At 61.8% G+C, this 17350-nt stretch carries 15 protein-coding genes; 11 read left to right on the top strand and 4 right to left on the bottom strand.

Annotated elements, in window-relative coordinates:
- Nucleotides 1-377: 377 nt before the first annotated feature.
- The 3 genes from VEJ16_18415 to VEJ16_18405 all read left to right on the top strand — a co-directional run bounded on the left by VEJ16_18415 (nt 378) and on the right by VEJ16_18405 (nt 2689).
- Nucleotides 378-1544 (top strand): cyclic nucleotide-gated ion channel, encoded by a 1167-nt coding sequence (locus VEJ16_18415; protein ID HYB11637.1) that lies wholly within the window; start codon nt 378-380, stop codon nt 1542-1544.
- A 169-nt stretch (nt 1545-1713) separates the two neighbouring features.
- Nucleotides 1714-2058, top strand: a complete 345-nt coding sequence (locus tag VEJ16_18410; GenBank protein ID HYB11636.1) for a hypothetical protein — start codon at nt 1714-1716, stop codon at nt 2056-2058.
- Nucleotides 2059-2254: 196 nt separating this feature from the next.
- Nucleotides 2255-2689, top strand: a complete 435-nt coding sequence (locus tag VEJ16_18405) for a copper resistance protein CopC (protein ID HYB11635.1) — start codon at nt 2255-2257, stop codon at nt 2687-2689.
- Nucleotides 2690-2709: 20 nt separating this feature from the next.
- Here VEJ16_18405 and chrA read toward each other — a convergent pair whose 3' ends face one another.
- Nucleotides 2710-3912, bottom strand: a complete 1203-nt coding sequence (chrA, locus tag VEJ16_18400) for a chromate efflux transporter (protein ID HYB11634.1) — start codon at nt 3910-3912, stop codon at nt 2710-2712.
- Between the two features lie 171 nt (nt 3913-4083).
- Between chrA and VEJ16_18395 the strand changes: the two genes are divergently transcribed.
- From VEJ16_18395 to VEJ16_18380, 4 genes are all read left to right on the top strand, one after another.
- Complete coding sequence (locus tag VEJ16_18395) at nt 4084-5034, top strand: hypothetical protein (GenBank protein HYB11633.1); 951 nt, start codon at nt 4084-4086, stop codon at nt 5032-5034.
- Between the two features lie 142 nt (nt 5035-5176).
- Nucleotides 5177-6343, top strand: coding sequence for an acetyl-CoA acetyltransferase (locus tag VEJ16_18390; GenBank protein HYB11632.1), 1167 nt, complete (start codon nt 5177-5179; stop codon nt 6341-6343).
- A 36-nt stretch (nt 6344-6379) separates the two neighbouring features.
- The gene (locus VEJ16_18385) at nt 6380-7369 is read left to right on the top strand and encodes an MDR family oxidoreductase (protein HYB11631.1); all 990 of its coding nucleotides are present in this window, start codon (nt 6380-6382) and stop codon (nt 7367-7369) included.
- A 771-nt stretch (nt 7370-8140) separates the two neighbouring features.
- Complete coding sequence (locus VEJ16_18380; protein HYB11630.1) at nt 8141-9979, top strand: FAD-dependent oxidoreductase; 1839 nt, start codon at nt 8141-8143, stop codon at nt 9977-9979.
- A gap of 29 nt (nt 9980-10008) precedes the next feature.
- Here the strand turns inward: VEJ16_18380 and VEJ16_18375 are convergent, their stop codons facing one another.
- Nucleotides 10009-11043: a helix-turn-helix domain-containing protein gene (locus VEJ16_18375; protein ID HYB11629.1), complete on the bottom strand. Its 1035-nt coding sequence runs from the start codon at nt 11041-11043 to the stop codon at nt 10009-10011.
- A 234-nt stretch (nt 11044-11277) separates the two neighbouring features.
- Between VEJ16_18375 and VEJ16_18370 the strand changes: the two genes are divergently transcribed.
- Nucleotides 11278-11616, top strand: coding sequence for a GcrA family cell cycle regulator (locus VEJ16_18370; GenBank protein HYB11628.1), 339 nt, complete (start codon nt 11278-11280; stop codon nt 11614-11616).
- Between the two features lie 801 nt (nt 11617-12417).
- Here the strand turns inward: VEJ16_18370 and VEJ16_18365 are convergent.
- Nucleotides 12418-12753 carry a hypothetical protein gene (locus VEJ16_18365; GenBank protein HYB11627.1) on the bottom strand — a complete coding sequence of 112 codons (336 nt, stop codon included), beginning with the start codon at nt 12751-12753 and terminating at the stop codon, nt 12418-12420.
- A 1012-nt stretch (nt 12754-13765) separates the two neighbouring features.
- Nucleotides 13766-14371, bottom strand: coding sequence for a helix-turn-helix domain-containing protein (locus tag VEJ16_18360; GenBank protein HYB11626.1), 606 nt, complete (start codon nt 14369-14371; stop codon nt 13766-13768).
- A 317-nt stretch (nt 14372-14688) separates the two neighbouring features.
- Here VEJ16_18360 and VEJ16_18355 point away from each other — a divergent pair, with 317 nt between their 5' ends.
- The 3 genes from VEJ16_18355 to VEJ16_18345 all read left to right on the top strand — a co-directional run.
- A complete protein-coding gene (locus VEJ16_18355) occupies nt 14689-14949 on the top strand; it encodes a hypothetical protein (GenBank protein HYB11625.1) in 261 nt (86 codons plus the stop codon).
- Nucleotides 14950-15010: 61 nt separating this feature from the next.
- Nucleotides 15011-15232 carry a hypothetical protein gene (locus VEJ16_18350; GenBank protein ID HYB11624.1) on the top strand — a complete coding sequence of 74 codons (222 nt, stop codon included), beginning with the start codon at nt 15011-15013 and terminating at the stop codon, nt 15230-15232.
- 285 nt (nt 15233-15517) lie between these two features.
- Nucleotides 15518-17350: tetratricopeptide repeat protein (locus tag VEJ16_18345; GenBank protein HYB11623.1), on the top strand; the 1833-nt coding region annotated here is incomplete at its 3' end.

Raw genomic sequence — 17350 nt, 5'->3', positions numbered from 1 at the left:
CTGCCTTTGCCGCGGGCGTATGGCCGTGCCAGATTCGCGCAATTAGCGTCGTCTGGGCAGGCAGACCGGACGTTTGGGCGGCGAGCGGGTTTGCGCCGAAAGGGGTCTGATGGATAATGAAGCCGACGACGACGAATGCCGCGACGACGGCGAGCGAAACCAGGCGAGCGTTCATTTTATTGCCTCCTTTCCTTTTATAACCGGTAAAACGTATTTTACTGGAACTTCCCCGCCGGGTCAATTTCCGCCTCGCTCGGCGCAAGCAGTTGGCTTGCCTTATCGTTTGGAGCTAGATTGCGCGTCGGTCGAGACTGGCGGCAAAAATGCCGGCGGACCGGGCGCGAAGGCGCCGGGATCGTAGACAGAAGGGCGCCGGGGTGACGATCACGGAAGCGATGCGCATTACGCTCGAGGCGCGTGGCGGGGGTACGGCCGCGCGCCTATTCCGCGTTGCTCATGGCGCCGCCCTTGCCCTCGGCCTCGGGTCGGTCGTGTTGGGGACCGTCCCATCGATCGTTGCCGCGCAGGGTGGGGTACTCGATACGCTTGCTTACGCGGTGTTGGCGTTCTTCACCCTCGAATACGCAGCCCGCGTCGCCGTTGCGCCGCGTTTGAGTGCCTGGCGAGGCCGTCTCTCCGCCTCCACGCTTCGCTGGCGGTGGATGATTTCCACGTGGGGCATCATCGATCTTGCCGCGTGGCTGCCGAGCCTCGTTGCGCTTATCGTCGTCGACGATCCCACCCTTGCAAGGCTCTTTGGCGTTCTCTGGGTCCTGAAGCTCGCCCGGCATTCCCCGCGTCTCGGCCTTCTCGGACGCGTATTGCGTCAGGCGCGCGAGCCGTTGCTCGCGGTCTTTTTCGCGTTTCTGATCATCCTCATATTCGCCGCGACCCTTGCGTATCTCGTCGAGGGTGATACCCAGCCGGACAAGTTCGGCACCATTCCCGAAGCGCTCTGGTGGGCGATCACGACGCTTACCACCACGGGCTACGGCGACGCTGTTCCGCTAACACCGCTTGGCCGCACGCTCGGCGGTGCCGTCATGGTGTGCGGCATCATCCTCTTCGCCCTCTGGGCCGGCATCCTGGCAACGGAATTCGCGCTCGAGATGCGCCGGCAAGAGTTTCTCAGGACCTGGGATCTGGTGGCGAAGGTGCCCTATTTCCGTGACGTGAGCGCTACGGTGATCGCCGAGGTGGCGAGCTTGCTCAAGCCGCGCGACTTTGCCGCGCACAGCGTGATCATGCGGCGCGGCGACCCCGGAGATTGCATGTTTTTCATCGTCGAGGGCGAGATCGAGGTCGACGTGAAGCCGGCCCCAATCCGACTCGGACCGGGCGCCTTCGTGGGCGAGATCGCGCTCATCACCGGTGGGCCGCGTACCGCGACCGTGATCGCGCGGCAGAAGGCCGTGCTGCTCGAACTCGATATCGCCGATTTCCGTTTGATCGCGGCTCGTCACCCGGAATTGACCCAGGCAATCGATCAGGAAGCCGCAAACCGTGTCGAGCGCGCGCGTACAGCGAGCCGCCACGCCGAGTGATACGGGGTGCCTCCCAAGTCTTCTCTCGTCATAGCAGAGATTCCGCCATCGATAAAACCTGGATGTTCGGCACAAACGCCGTCGGGCGGGAACGTGCTTTCTTGTAATTTGCGGCCCCTGCGCTTAGGTCTATAATGCGGCGTTGAGCTTCCGGTCGATCGAGGGACCCATGAAACGCGCTCTCACCTTGGCTAGTTTGTTTTGCGTCGCGACGTTGTTTGGAACCGCGGGTGCTGGCGCTTTCACGATCGAAAACTACGGAAGCGGCTCCGATAGCGGGAGCAAATTCGTCGACCCTGACGAGCAAGCGCCGGTCCAGCACTTGACCGATCCCTCCACCGGGCAAAATCAGAACTATCTATCCTTGGGTCCGCATTTCGGCATATCGGTGACCCCCAACCAGTTCTCCACCCCCTTCGGCTCGGGGTCGAGGACCTACCTCGACCCGAGCCAGCCGCCCGTCCATCCTTTCCCAGGCTACGGAAGCGGCGCCTTTGGCAATAATCCTCAGTGACGTAACGCGGGCGCTCGGCCGGCTCCATCAGGTCGCGCGCGTGGGCGTCAAGTCCTCGCCTTCATGCACTAATTTGATGCGCAGTTGAGCGAACCCACTTATTAATGTGGCGGCTCGATGGACGACCAGGGGGCGCTGGAATGGCGTGTGCGAACGGCCCCCCTGCGCATTCGGATGGCGGTTGACGGGTTTGACGATGACGAAAGAAACGGCGGTATCGATCTATTTCCGCAATGTGCCGGCAGGCTGGAAATTTCCCCCGATCGCTCGACGATTAGCGACGCTACTCGTCGCGGCGGCGATGCTTGTCATGGCCGCAGGCCCCACTTTCGCGCACGCGATCCTGATCGACCATACCCTTGGCACCGCGCCGATTGCCCCGGATACGGCAATGACCGTCACCTTTCGCTTCAATGCATCGCTCGAGCAGGCATTCTTCCGCGCCATTCTCGTGGGTCCGGGGAAAGAGCAACGCGATCTTGAGGTCATGCCGGGAAAAGACACCACGGAGGAGCTGATCAAGCTTCCGCCCCTCAAGCCAGGCAAGTATGGGATCGCCTACAAGGCGCTCGCCTCGGACAGCCATCTGACCGAGGCCGTGCTGCGCTTCACAGTCGGCGAAGCGCAATAAATAGCCTCTTCCAGCTCCGCTCAGAACGCGGCGAGGAGTGTGCCACCGACTGCAGTCAGCGCGACGACGAGCCAAGGTGGGGTGCGCCAGAGGGCGAGTAATAGGAACGCCGCAAGCGCGAGCATGAAATCGCTCCGGTCCAGAATGGCGCTCGTCCAAACTGGATTGTAAAGGGCCGCGAGCAAGAGCCCGACAACGGCGGCATTGACACCCGTCAGTGCGGCGCGGATCGCCGGGTGGCTGCGCGCGTAGTTCCAAAGCGGCATCGCGCCGATCATCAGCAGGAATGTCGGCAAGTAAATCGCGAACAGGCATAGGATGGCGCCGAGCCAGCCGTTGGGCGCCGGACTCATCACGGTGCCGAGGTAAGCCGCGAATGTGAAGAGCGGGCCGGGTACCGCCTGGGCGGCACCGTATCCGGCGAGAAAAGTGGCGTTGTCGACCCAGCCCGGCGGCACGACGGCCGATTGCAGCAGCGGCAGAATGACATGGCCGCCGCCGAAGACGAGTGCTCCCGCGCGATAGAGCCGGTCGACGAGCGCCAGCGCATGATCCGGGACGATCGAGGCGGCAAGCGGAAGTCCCGCGAGGAGGACGAGGAAGACTGTCGCACAGCTCATTGCCGTGGTTCGGCCGACGGTTACGAAGAGCGCATCCGTGGCGGGTGCACTCTCACGCTCGGGCTTGAACAAAAGCCTTCCGATCGAGGCCCCGCCGAGAATTGCCGCAATCTGGCCGAAGCTGCCGGGCCACGCGAGAACGACGATGCATGCAACGACTGCCGTCGTCATGCGCTGGCGATCGGGCGTGAGAACGCGCGCCATGCTCCACACTGCTTGCGCCACCACGGCGACGGCGACGACATTGAGACCATGCAGAAAGCCGGTACCGAGCAGGTTTCCGTATTTTTCCGCACCGTACCCGAAAAGCGTCAATGCGATCGCCGAAGGTGCGGTGAAGCCGAGCCACGCCAGGAAGGCGCCAGCGAGGCCGCCGCGCAGAAGGCCCAGCCCAAATCCGACTTGGCTGCTCGCCGGGCCCGGCAGGAATTGGCAGAGTGCGACGAGATCGGCGTAAGCACCCTCGCCGAGCCATCGTCGCCGGCCAACGAATTCGTTCCGGAAATATCCAAGGTGCGCAACCGGTCCGCCGAACGAGGTCAGTCCCAGGCGCAAGAACGCCGCGAATATTTCCCACAGAGGTGCGGGCGGTCGTGGGTACAAGTTCGTCTCATGTTCTTGCACGGCGAAAATCCGAGGATAGTATCACCGCGTCGCCCGCGCACCGTCGCACGTGGAGGAGCGAAATATGGACCTTGATCGCGGCAGCGCGCGATGGAGTACTCTCATCGCAGGGGCGGGCCGCTTGCTCGTCATTCCACGTGAGACCGGTGCTTGACCGAGAATAGCATGACACCGACTTTCAATGCCGGACTCGTGGAATTCAGCGTGACGGACCCAGTCGAAGGTGACGCCATGCGCGCTATCGTCGTCTACCCGACCAAGGTGCTGGCGGGTGCGGCGCGCAAGGGGTCCTACGAAATCGAAGCGGGTGAAGGCGCTCCCCTCGCGAGCGGCCGTTTTCCGTTGGTGCTCGTATCGCATGGCATCGGAGGCTCCCAACTCGGCCATCACGACATGCTCACGGACCTGGCGCGACATGGATTCGTCGCGGCAGCGCTGATGCATCCGCGCGACAATTTCCTCGACACGAGCGGCTTCGGAACCGACCTGCAATACAAAGGCCGCCCGCTTCACATGCGCGCCCTCCTCGATGCCGTGCTCGCCGGTCCAACCTTTGGGCCGATCGTCGACAAGGAGCGAATCGGCATCATGGGTTTCTCGGCGGGCGGCTACACGGCACTCGTCCTCATCGGCGGTCAGCCGGATATGGGCAAATTCGCCGATTACTGCCGGGAGCAGCCCGACGATCGGATGATGTGCGGCACCGGGGGCCCCAGGAATTTGCGTCCCGATCTCGGCTTCACGCACGATCCGCGCATCAAGGCTGCCGTGCTGATGGCGCCCGCGCTCGGGTTCGTTTTCGATCGGGCATCGCTTGCCAATGTACGCGTTCCAGTGCGCATCTACCGCCCAACCCATGACGAGGTCCTGCGCCATCCCTATAACGCGGCGCGGATCCGGGACATGCTGCCGACACCTCCCGAATACGTCGAGGTCGAGGGGGCTGGGCACTACGTCTTCCTCGCCCCGTGTTCGGAGGCCCTGCGTCGGATAGCACCCGGCATTTGCGAGGACCCGAACGGGATCGACCGGAAGGCGCTCCACGCCCGCTTCGGTTCGGAGATGTCCGCGTTCTTCAACCGCACGCTGCAGGGCCGGTGAACGCGCACCTCCGGCTTCGGCGCGGCCCGGCCGCGGTTTCGCTATCATCTTCGCTCTGCTATTGTGACGCGACAAAGCGCATGCGGCGTTCGCCGCCGCCTTGGGCACCGGCCCCCGGGCCCGCTTTCCGAAGGAGTGAGCCATGACAGCCTGCATCGTCGGATGGAGTCATTTGCCGTTCGGCAAGCGCGAGACGGACGATCTCGAGAGCATGATCGTGGCGGTTGCGCGGGGCGCGATCGCCGACGCGGGTGTCGAGGCCAAGGACATCGATCGCATCTATATCGGCAATTTCAACGGCGGCTTCGTCTACCAGGATTTCCCATCCTCGCTCGTCCTGCAGGCGGATGAGGGCCTTCGCTTCAAGCCGGCGACTCGTCTCGAAAATGCCTGCGCCACCGGCTCGGCGGCGGTCCACACGGGCCTCGGCGCAATCAAGGCGCGCGATGCCCGGATCGTTCTCGTGGTCGGTGTCGAAAAGATGACGGAAGTCACGAACGAGGTCCTGGGCGACCTTCTGATGAAGGCGAGCTACGCAAAGGAAGAGCGGGAGGAATGCGGCAGCTTCGCGGCGGTGTTCGGCCGCATCGCGCAGCTATATTTTCAGCGATACGGCGACCGTTCCGACGCGCTTGCGCGTATCGCCGCCAAGAACCACAAGAACGGCGTCGCCAATCCCTACGCGCAACTGCGCAAGGATCTTGGCTATGAATTTTGCCGCACGGTCAGCGAGAAAAATCCGTTCGTGGCGCCGCCCTTGCGCCGCACGGATTGCTCCCTCGTCTCCGATGGCGCGGCCGCAGTCGTGATCGCCGACGTCGAGACCGCACTCTCGATGAAGAAGGCGGTTGCGTTCCGTGCTGCAGCCCATGTGAGCGACTTTCTTCCCATGAGCCGGCGCGACATGACGCGACTCGACGGTTGCTCCGAGGCCTGGCGCATTGCGTTGGGCCAAGCGCGCATGGGCCTCGACGATCTCTCGCTGGTGGAAACCCACGATTGCTTCACCATCGCCGAACTCATGCAATACGAGGCGATGGGCCTGGCCAAGCCGGGCGAGGGCCATCGCGCGATCGAGGAGGGCTGGACCGAAAAGGACGGCAAGCTGCCCGTCAATCCCTCGGGTGGGCTCAAGGCCAAGGGGCACCCGATCGGCGCCACCGGCGTTTCGATGCACATTATGGCTTCGATGCAAGTTCGGGGCGATGCCGGCGGGATGCAAGTCAAGGACGCCAAAATTGCGGGCGTGTTCAATATGGGCGGTGCCGGTGTCGCCAATTACGCGAGCGTGCTCGAGGCCCTTCGCTAGGGGCCTTGGCGGTAAGCGCGCAGGAGGGACGAGGGCATGAGCTTCAAGGCGATTCTCCTCGAGGAGAGCAGCGGCAAGGTTACGGGTGCGCTCAAGACGCTCGAGGAGTCGCAGCTTCCGGAAGGCGACGTCACCGTTGCGGTCGAATATTCGACCCTCAATTACAAGGATGGGCTCGTGCTGGGCGGGCTCGGCCGCTTGGTGCGCCGATACCCTCATGTCCCCGGAGTCGATTTCGCAGGCACGGTCGAGGACTCGCATTCGACCCGCTTCAAGCGCGGTGACAAGGTGATCCTCACCGGCTGGCGCGTGGGCGAGGGGCATTGGGGTGGGTATGCGCAAAAAGCGCGCGTCAAGAGCGAATGGCTCGTTCCACTCCCCGGGGGATTGACCACGCTTCAGGCGATGGGCATCGGGACCGCGGGATTCACCGCGATGCTCGCGGTCCTGGCGCTTGAATCGCACGACGTGCGGCCGGCGTCGGGCGAGGTGGTCGTAACCGGAGCCGCGGGTGGTGTGGGCAGTATCGCGACGGCGATCCTCGCGAAGCTTGGCTACGCGGTCGCCGCCTCGACGGGCCGTGCCGATACGCACGACTATTTGCGCGCACTCGGCGCCAGCTCGATCGTCGATCGGGCGACGTTATCGGAAAAGCCCACAAAACCGCTCCTGTCGGAACGATGGGCGGGCGGTATCGACTCGGTCGGAGGCAACACACTCGCCAACGTGCTCGCGCAAATCAAATATCGCGGGAGCGTTGCGTCCTGCGGTCTCGCCGGCGGAAGCGATGTGCCCACGACCGTGATGCCGTTCATCCTTCGCGGCGTGAAACTGCTTGGCATCGACTCGGTCATGTGCCCGATTGAGCCCCGCACGGAAGCGTGGCAGCGCCTGGCACGGGACCTGCCCCTCGCCAAGCTTGACACGATGATCCGCAACGTTTCCCTCGCCGAGGTGCTCACGCTTGGCCCGCAAATCCTCAAAGGCCAGGTGCGCGGGCGCATCGTTGTAGACGTTCGCACCTGAGCCCCCGCATCGGGGACTTTCCAACATAATCGATCGGCCTGGGATCGTGCGCGCGATGGGTTCGATGTTGGAGGAATGTTCAGTTTACGTATTCTATATGGTCAAAATTATATTAGAAATATATGATTTATAGGCAGAAATGTTAGAACATTTTGGGAACCTCAAATGAGCAATCTATAGCGATCTTTCGGATGGTTTTTGCGACCATGTCCGGTTAAGGGATTCGAAACGAGATCGGTGCATCACTAGCTCATGATTCGACTCGGTTTTGTCCTCGCACTTTTCATGCTTTTAGCGTCGTGCGACCGGTTTCCCGGCGTTCCGCCCAATGAAAGCGGCATCCTCAAATACGATTGGGTTCCGCGGGATCCTCGGCCGGCACCCGACCCGCTCTATTGCTATGCGACCCTGGCGCGTCCGGAATGCTACGCAACGCCCGTTCCCGGTCGAATCTTGCTAGGAAATTTTGGCGCTGCTCCCCCTCCGTCGCCGGACGCGAACGCGAATGCAGCACCGCCACCTTCTCGGAATTCGGGCCCCGAAATCGCATCCCCGCCCCAATCGGCTCCGCTCGCCCCCGTCGAATTGACGCCATTACAGCCCCTGACGGCACCGCAAACTGCATTATCGCCGCAATCGGCTGCGCAATAGTAAGACGCTCGCCGAAATCGCGACGCGCTGACGTGGATCGTGTCGTTCCCCGATTCCGCGCGCAGGCCACAGGTTTGGTCTACTATCGCACCGGTCGGCTCGGCTGCAGGGATGACGGGAATGAGGCGACGCAATCTCCTCGGTGCGCTGGCGGCAGCCCCGTTTCTCGTCGGGCTGAGCAAGCGAGCCAAGGCTGCGCCGACATCAAATTCGTCGGCACTCGCCGCAACCGCGACACGCGTCCGGCCGAGCGATCCGGCATGGCCGACGCCCGCGGAGTGGGACGATCTTCGCAGGCAGACGGGCGGGCGATTGATCGATGCCACCTCGCCGCTTGACGATTGCCGGCGCGTACCCGACGGCAGCTCGTGCGACGACATCTTCAAGAGCCTGAAAAATCCATACTACATCGGCGACCACGTCGGCCTCACGCAGACGGTCGGATGGGTGGATGCCTGGACCTTTCGCCCGAGCGTCTATGCGGTCGCGGCTGAAACGACCGCGGACGTTGTTGCAGCGGTCAATTTCGCACGGGACAAGAATTTGCGACTGGTGATCAAGGGTGGCGGCCATAGTTATCTCGGCCGGTCGAATGCGCCGGACTCGCTGCTGATCTGGACGCGGCGGATGAGCGCCATTCTCCGCCACGATGCATTCGTCGGCGTTGGATGCGAAGGGCAAGAAGCACCGCAGCCCGCCGTCAGCATCGGAGCAGGGGCGATCTGGGGCCACGCCTATCGCGGGGTGACGACAGAGGGCGGACGTTATGTGCAAGGTGGGGGTTGCCTCACGGTCGGCGTCGCCGGACTCGTGCAGGCCGGCGGGTTCGGCAGCTTCTCCAAGCAATTCGGCACTGCCGCGGCCAATCTACTGGAGGCCGAAATCGTCACCGCCGATGGCGCGGTGCGAATTGCGAATGCCTGCACCAATCCCGACCTTTTCTGGGGGCTCAAGGGCGGCGGCGGAGGCAGTCTCGGTGTCGTCACGCGGCTGACGCTGAGGACGCACGATCTGCCGAGCTTTTTCGGCGGGGTCCACGCCACGATCCATGCCGCCTCCGATGAGGCCTTTAGCAGGCTAATCGTTCAACTCGTGGCGCTTTACGCCGAAAAGCTCCACAACCCTCATTGGGGCGAGATTGTGACGCTCCGCCCGGGAAATCGGCTCGATATCCGAATGTCGTTCCAGGGTCTGGACGAGGTGCAGGCGGAGGCTCTTTGGCGGCCGTTCTTCGAATGGACGGTCGCGGCAATGCCGGACGATTACGCATTCCTGCAGGCGCCGATCGTGCGCAGCATTCCGGCACGACGTGGCTGGGACGCTGCCTTCCTGAAAGCCTACGTTCCGGGAGCACTCCTCACGGACAATCGCTCCAACGCCTCTCCGGACAATGTCTTCTGGTCCGGCAATTTGGCGGAAGCGGGGCACTTCATCTTCGGATACGAGTCACTCTGGCTGCCCGCTGAACTTCTGCAAAAAGAGCGGCAAGGCGCACTGGTGGATGCGCTTTGCACCGCCGCTCGGCACGCACCCGTCGAACTCCATTTTCAGAAAGGGTTGGCCGGCGGTTCGGCTCAGGCCGTCGCTGCAACGCGCGAAACGGCGACCAATCCGAAAGTGCTCGACGCCTTCGTTCTCGCGATTATCGGCGGCGAAGGACCTCCCGCCTATCCGGGCATCGAAGGCCACGAGCCCGATCTCGCCGGAGGTCGGCACACGGCCGGCGAGGTTGGACGAGCCATGGCGGCGTTGAAGAGTCTTGCATCCGACGGCGGTTCTTATTTCGCCGAAAGCAATTTTTTCGAGTCCGATTGGCAAGCGGCCTACTGGGGTTCGAATTATTCAAGGCTGCTCGAGGTGAAGCGAAAATACGATCCCGCTGGGTTGTTCTTTGTCCACCACGGGGTGGGCAGCGAATCGTGGAGTGCCGACGGCTTTGAGAGATTGACCGAAAAATAAAAATGTTTCCGCCGCGACGGTGGGCAGGCTTAGAGGTCTGCGGGCGCTGGACGATGACCCGCGAAATTCCGTGCAGGCCCCTCGGGCCTCGAGCGAAAGCGCCGGCGGTAATCTTGCGGGCTGACGCCCAAGTTGCGCTGGAAAGAACGGCGCAGCCGCTCGGCATTGCCAAAGCCGCAGTCCATCGCAATGTACTCGACGGACCGGCTCGAGTCCTCGAGCATGCGGCGCGCGGCGTCGAGGCGTGCTGTCTCGACGAACACGGCGGGGGTTTGGCCGGTTTCGCTGAGAAACACGCGTGCGAAGTTGCGCGGGCTCATCGCCGCCCGTGCCGCGAGCGCCGGTACGGCGAGATCTTCGCGCAGATGCTGGACGATCCAATCCTGAAGCGAGCGGATACGCGGGCGCTCGGCGGTTTGTGCCTGGAGATGGGCGCTGAACTGGGATTGTCCCCCTGGCCGTTTGACGAACATGACCAGCCACCGCGCCACCATGAGCGCGAGTTCTCGGCCCCAATCCTCCTCGACGAGGGCGAGCGCCAGGTCCATGCCCGCGGTGACGCCGGCCGAAGTGTAAACGTTTTCGTCCCGCACATAGATCGCGTCAGGGTCGACTGCAATCGAGGGATGTTTCTCCGCGAGCAGGCGGCACGCGGCCCAGTGGGTGGTTGCGCGCTTGCCGTCGAGTAGCCCGGCTTTCGCCAACAAGAGTGCGCCCGTGCAGATCGAGCCGATTCGCCGCACGCGCGTTGCGGTGCCCCTGATCCAACCGATCAAGGTTGGATCGTTGCGGGCCATGCGCGATCCTTGACCGCCAGCAACAAGCAACGTGTCGAGATCGCCGTCGAAGTCCGTAAATGCGCTGTCCACCGCGACGCCGACGCCGGACGACGTACGCAATACGCCTGCGGCGGGGCCAAGGATGACGTGCGGATAGGGACGCTCGGGCGCGGCCCCATGGGAGAGCAATAGGTTCGACGCCGTATCGAACACCGTGAGCGGGCCGCTCAAATCGAGCAGGTGCACGTCCGGATAGACGAGCAAACCGACTGGCCTCACGCGCATTTTCGTGCTCGGAGCTACAAGCATCCCCATCGGAGCATTCATCCCTGGATTGTTGCACGGAGGTCTTTTGGCAGCAACGACAACAACCCCACCTTTTCCGCCAAGCCGGGACCTTATCCACAATTTGCTGCTCCGCCTCGCCCACGTAGGGGCAGAAAACGTGTGACTCACGCAACGGGGCACATTATCTTGTAGGTGTTCGAATCGGACCTACTAGATACGCCGAGGTGTGGAATGTTCTGGACAGAAGATCGGGTTGCTGCATTGCAGCAGCTTTGGGCCCAGGGCCTCTCCGCAAGCCAGATCGCCGAACGCCTGGGTTCCGTCACGCGGAATGCCGTGATCGGAAAGGCCCATCGGCTTGGCCTTGCGAGCCGGCCCTCACCCATAAAATTCGAGAGTTCGCCGGGCATGCGAGTAGGCAAATACAAAGGACCGACTTGCCAATGGCCGATCGGCGACCCCTCGAGCACGGAGTTCAAGTTCTGCGGGGCCCCGATAGCGCCAGGCCGGCCTTACTGCGCAAACCACTGCCATCAGGCCTATATCCGTCGAGACAACAAGGCGGCGTGACGGATTCTGCCGCTCGATTGAATGCACTGGCCCCTGAAAATCGATTGATCGGTGGCAAGCGGGCCTGCGTCGTAAGGTCTGGAGCCAGCTTGGCATGGCGTTCCTTGCCAAGCGGTCCGCTCTCGACGGCAATTCGCGCTGCAGGTCGCACATCCGAGTCGGCGCCCCCCTAACATCAAGCCGGTGTTGCGCCCGCCACATCGACTCGGTGTTAACTTGACCAGCAACCGTGTGCGAGTTGGCACCACGGATTTAAAGCAACACTAGAGCAGGAAAAAACGAACCAACGGCTCTGCCGCGGCAAAATGGGGAATCGGGGTACGCTCGCCTATACAGGCACCAAACCCACGTGGGGACCTTGTAATTGGAGCGATCTCAATGGTTTACCGGCGAAGACGCCGCCGGCGCATTCTCTCGTCGGTATGCTGCCGGGCGCACATATATATATGTATGAATCTCCCGAGGCGGTTCGGCGGCGCGCCGTTCCGCATATCGCGGTAAAGATCGTATTCGTCAAGGCGCTAGGCCGTGCGCGCCGACCTTGGTGCTCATTTCGGACAATTCGGTCGAGCACGACACCGTCCGTGAAAGCTTGCAGTGGACGTGCCCGGGCGATAGCGACAGCACTCACCGCTTCTCGGCGGACGTTCGCAAGAGTAACCACTCTCTGCGCGACAATTAAATTCCTGCGGCGAAGTTGTCGACGGCGGTGTTGTCACCGTTGCCACCGCCGAACGCGTCATCACGCTCGCCATGCTTCAAGCCAGCTATGAGCGTGCGCGTCATGCACATCCGTTGATGTCACAACGGAATTCCCATGTCGATAATCACAAATGGAACGCATGGGCACGAAGCCGCAAAATCGTTCGTGCGGTCCAAAAACTGCGGTGAAAAATTTTTTCTTCTAAGCAATAATTTTTTGCCCCAAAAGGCGATTTTTTGCCTCCAAGCGACAAAAATGCGCGAATCGAGCCGCCCGAGTCGCGCGAACGAGAAATTTTGGTGCAATGCGAAAGCGCATTCGATGCACAGGATGTTCGACTTATATTGAATCATTTTCTGGCGCATCGCAGTACGACGGCAACCCGCAAAATCGTGCGTATCGCGACCGAACGGACGCACCGCAAGCGAACGCATCCTGTCTAGGCCGCGGCGAATAAGGTGTTGCGCGTTTGCGCGCGCGACGATCAGGTCCTGTCAATGTTGAACGTCGTCAAGACGACTTTCGGGGGCCGATTGTGGATTGCGACATTGAACCGAGTGCCGTGACATAGAATGGAAGCATTGCGATCGCGCGGTGACGATCGATGCGTGGGAACGCCTGCAGCGCTGCATGACGGCGACGTTTTTCAGCAGCGCGACAAAATATTCGCGGGCAAATTTTTTGCGCGCATTCTCGGGAACGGCATTCGTGCTCCTGGCAAAAACCGGCTCGCCTCGTGCCGGGGAGTCGAGAGTCCCGTGCGCCGCGGCCTGCGGGCGAGGAGTCAGCCGGCAATCTCGCCAATCGCGAAATTTCCCTTATTTTAATGGCGTTATCGAAGGTGCGCCGCACTGCGTCCGGCACCGCCGCAATCGTCATTGGCATGTGGAATCGAATGTCGCCTGCGATGTGCAAGTTGGAAGACAAGCCGCTTATCGCGCTCGGTTCGCAACGGCGTCGAAGCTGCGAGGGCTTGCATTTTTGCGCGCAAAATTCAGGGCCACACCCTCGTCGCAATCGACCTTCAGAAAGCCGCGACGAAATGACCTGCCGCGACGATTGGCGCCACCGGTAACATTCCGTCGTATTGGTGAACGGCGTTCAGTCGACGCCAAAATCAGAAAGGCGGCAGCGGTCCTCGACCGCTGCCGCCTTTCGCGCTTTGTAAAGCGGAGTTTGTTTTTACTTTTTCTTCGCCCGTGTGGTCTTCCGTTTTCTCGCTGGAGCCTTGCGCGTAGCCTTGCGCTTCGCTGCCGGCTTGCGCGCTGTCGTCTTCCTCGTCTTACGCTTTGCTTTCTTCGCTACTGGCATGAGGTACCCCCCACTGTTGCCATTGTAAACGGCGAGCTCGCTCAAATGCGATCGCCGGGCGGAAGTGTAACGAAAAAGCACCTGCGATGTAACAAAAACTCGCAGCGTCGTCTCAGCGCGGCGGCGGAGAACGCATCAGCGATCGACATCTCCACGACTGTAATGCCGCGGTCCGCGCCAAGTGATGGGTGCCATCCATTCGATTTTCCGATTCACCAGGAGCGGCTTGGCGGTGTTGTAGGAGCGCAGCGTGAACGTGCCGGCGTCGCTCCCGGGCTCGACGAGTTTCAAGAACATGCGCCCGTCCGGCAAGCGAACGACGCAATCTTCGTAGAGGCAGTTCGCCGGGTCCAGTCCCCGTGCGCGCGAGTAGAAGATGATTTCGCCATCGAGATAGCGTGGACTCATGCTGTCGCCGCGAACACGCAGCGCCACCGTGTCATGTGCGCCTGGCGGCGCCTCGATCTGTTCATACTGTCCGCCCGCTCGATCCTCGAAAAACGCGACTTCCTCGCCGGCACCCACATAGCCACGCACTTCGGCCAATTCGAATTCGCCTTTTGGCTCCAGATCATAGGTTTCCACGCCCAATATCGGGGCAAGTCGGCGCGCCCATCTCAGCGTAAGTTGGCGCTGTCCTTTCTCGAGCCTGTCGATCTGCTGCTGTGACGTCCGCGCCATCGTCGCAAGAGCCGGTTGGCTCAATCCCCTCGCTGTGCGGATCTTTCTCAATGCATTCATGGCAATGCGGACCTTTCGCTGACGGCAGCCGGCTGACCGAGGCTCCGGCGCGGTCGCTCCACTCACAGCAGCGTTGTCGATTTCGTTAACACCAAATTCGGTGTTAATTCGACCGCTGAAACACCATTGTGGTGTATTTTCGCATCCGTTGGCAAGAACCCGTTTGATCGTTCGCTCACGCGTCCGCGCGCACACCCCGCACTTCCAATGATGGCCGGCAAGCTGTTATCACAGTGGTGTCCCGCGATTCCTGGGCGGCACCCGCAGGTCGGCCGCGGGCGGCGGCGTACCATGAGCGCGACAGGTTGGGAGGTTTGGTGCGGAAGGTGAAGATCGAACTTAGCGCCTGGCTCAGTCGACGGCCGACCGTGGCCTCGAACGACAACAATCGCGTGTCGCCACGGCCCGACCCGCGACCGGGCGGTCGCGGCGACTATCTGATACTGGCGGCGGTCATCGTCGGCGTGGCGTTGTTCTATTGGCTTGCAATCTTGTTCGTGGATTGGGACCGCGTTCTGACCTGTGTCACCATGGGCCTTCGAACTTGCAATCCAATCATCCAACTCAACAGTCAATGATGCCTTCATTTGTCATGAGGCGCGGTGGCGGCAAGTCGTGTGTTCGCGCGAGGGATGGGCGGTGAGCGAGTCGGATCCGAAAAAATCGGGCGGGCCGCGGCGCGCGGACCAGGGTGGCGGGGGCAAGCAGAGGGGCTCCTATCTCGGCCTCCTCGCGGCAATCGCGGGGATTGCACTCGTCTATTGGCTCGCGACCGTTTTCGTGGATTGGAACAAGACGCAAGAATGCGTCGGCTACGGTAAGCGCAACTGCGGTCCCAATATCGAGCTTCACGACGACTGAAGGTGACTTGGCGAGGCCGACGAGCAGATTCAGAATTTTCTTATATTAGAACATCTGAGTTTTCAGCCATTCGCAGTCAGCGCAAGCGCCCCCGGACAGCCGGACTCCAACCCGATGGCAAACCGGTGCGGCTGCGGATGCAGGCGCGTTGCGGGGTGCCGGCACTCTCGCAAGAGTAGCGTGACGCGCGGCCGATTCTACGTATAATCGTCGCCCGAATTGCCCGGGATATCCTCTCCGACATCTGGGGAGTGCGATGACCGGGTTGCCGGCGAACGACGTCCAATGAATGCCACGAGTCAGTCCCCCATCCGCGACGCCGCGAAACTCTACCAATCAGGCCGCATCGCGGATGCGGCGAATGCGTGCGATAACGTCCTGCTGAGCGAACCGCGCAATGTCGCGGCTTTGCATTTGCGCGGGCTGACGTGCGCACAGCGGGGAAACTACGCCGAAGCGTGCGTTCATCTCGCCAAGGCCCTCGAAATAGAGCCGAGATCGGCGCGCGCCCAATGCGATCTTGGCCTTGTGCTGAAATCGCGGGGAAGTGTGGATGCGGCGGCTGCGCGCTACAGAGCGGCACTCGCGATCGACCCGGATTCATTCGAGGCGAACAACCGCCTTGCGAATCTGTTTCTCGAGCAGCGAAAACTCGACGAAGCGGTTGTCTTCTATCGTCACGCCGTCCGGCTGAGGCCCGATTTCACCGCCGCGCACAACAACCTCGGCGTCCTGCTTACGGCCCTCGGGCGCTATGACGAGGCACGCGCCTATTGCCAACGTGCGCTGGAATTGGCGCCGGACAATGCCGATGCGCACTATAATCTCGGCAACCTCCTCGCCAATCTCGGGCAATACGAAGACGCGGTGAGATTTTTCCGCAGGGCTTTGCAGATAAACCCCGACATGGCCCTCGCGCACAACAACGTCGGAAACACACTCGCAAAATTGGGCCGGCATCGGGAAGCGATCGCCTCATACCAGCGCGCCGTCGAGATCCAACCCGGCTTCGCCCCGGCGCATATGAACCTTGGCAGCGCATTCGCGAACCTGAAGCGCCATGACGAGGCGGCGGCCTGCTATCGCCGTGCGATCGATCTCGACCCGGATTTTGCGGATGCTCACGCCAATCTCGCGACGGTCCTCCTCGTCCAGAAGAAATACGAAGACGCATTCACCCGATTCCAACGCGCTGCAGCGCTCGAGCCTTCGAATGCTTATGTCGTGGGTCAGTTGACTTATGTGGCGCGGCAAGTTTGCGCGTGGACGTCCCTCGACGATCTGGATGCGAAGTGTGGGCTATCCCTGACCTACGAAAAAGGCGTCGTTTATCCCTTTACCGCGATCGCTCGCGCGAGCACGCCGGCGGAGCAACTGCAGGTCGCGCGGAACTTCGTGCGGCATTCGCAACTCGAAAGACGTCCACCTCTCTGGCGCGAGCGAAGAGACGCCAACGACAAAATTCGAATCGGTTATCTCTCGGCCGATTTCCATGAACATGCAACCGGCTACCTCATGGCGGAACTGTTCGAAACCCACGACCGCTCCCGCTTCGAACTCTTTGCCTTTTCGTTTGGGCCGGACGATGGAAGCCCGATGCGCGGCCGACTGAAGCGGGCATTCGACTATTTTGTCGACATCCGGGAAGAGAGCGATCCGTCGGCGGCACGCGCCGTCGCGAGCCTTGGGATTGACATCGCGGTCGACCTCAAGGGCTACACGCAGGGCGCGCGCGTCGAAATTCTCGCCCATCGTCCAGCGCCCATTCAAGTGAACTTCCTCGGGTATCCGGGGACGATGGGGGCGAATTTCATCGACTACATCGTTGCCGATCCCGTCGTCGTGCCCTTCGATGAACAGACCTTTTATACCGAACGAATCGTGCATCTCCCCGATTCCTATCAGCCGAACGACCGCAAGCGCCCCATTGCGGAACGAACGCCGTCTCGCGCCTCGTACGGACTGCCCGAACGGGGTTTCGTGTTCTGTTCCTTCAACAACAATTTCAAGATAGCGCCCGCGTTCTTCGATGTGTGGATGCGGCTCCTGAACGCCGTGCCCGCGAGCGTGCTTTGGTTGCTGCGCGACAATCCCTCCGCCGAGCGGAACCTCCGAGCG

The organism is Alphaproteobacteria bacterium (assembly GCA_035625915.1).
In the GTDB taxonomy this organism is placed as follows: domain Bacteria; phylum Pseudomonadota; class Alphaproteobacteria; order JACZXZ01; family JACZXZ01; genus DATDHA01.
This window is presented reverse-complemented; position numbering and strand designations above follow the sequence as displayed.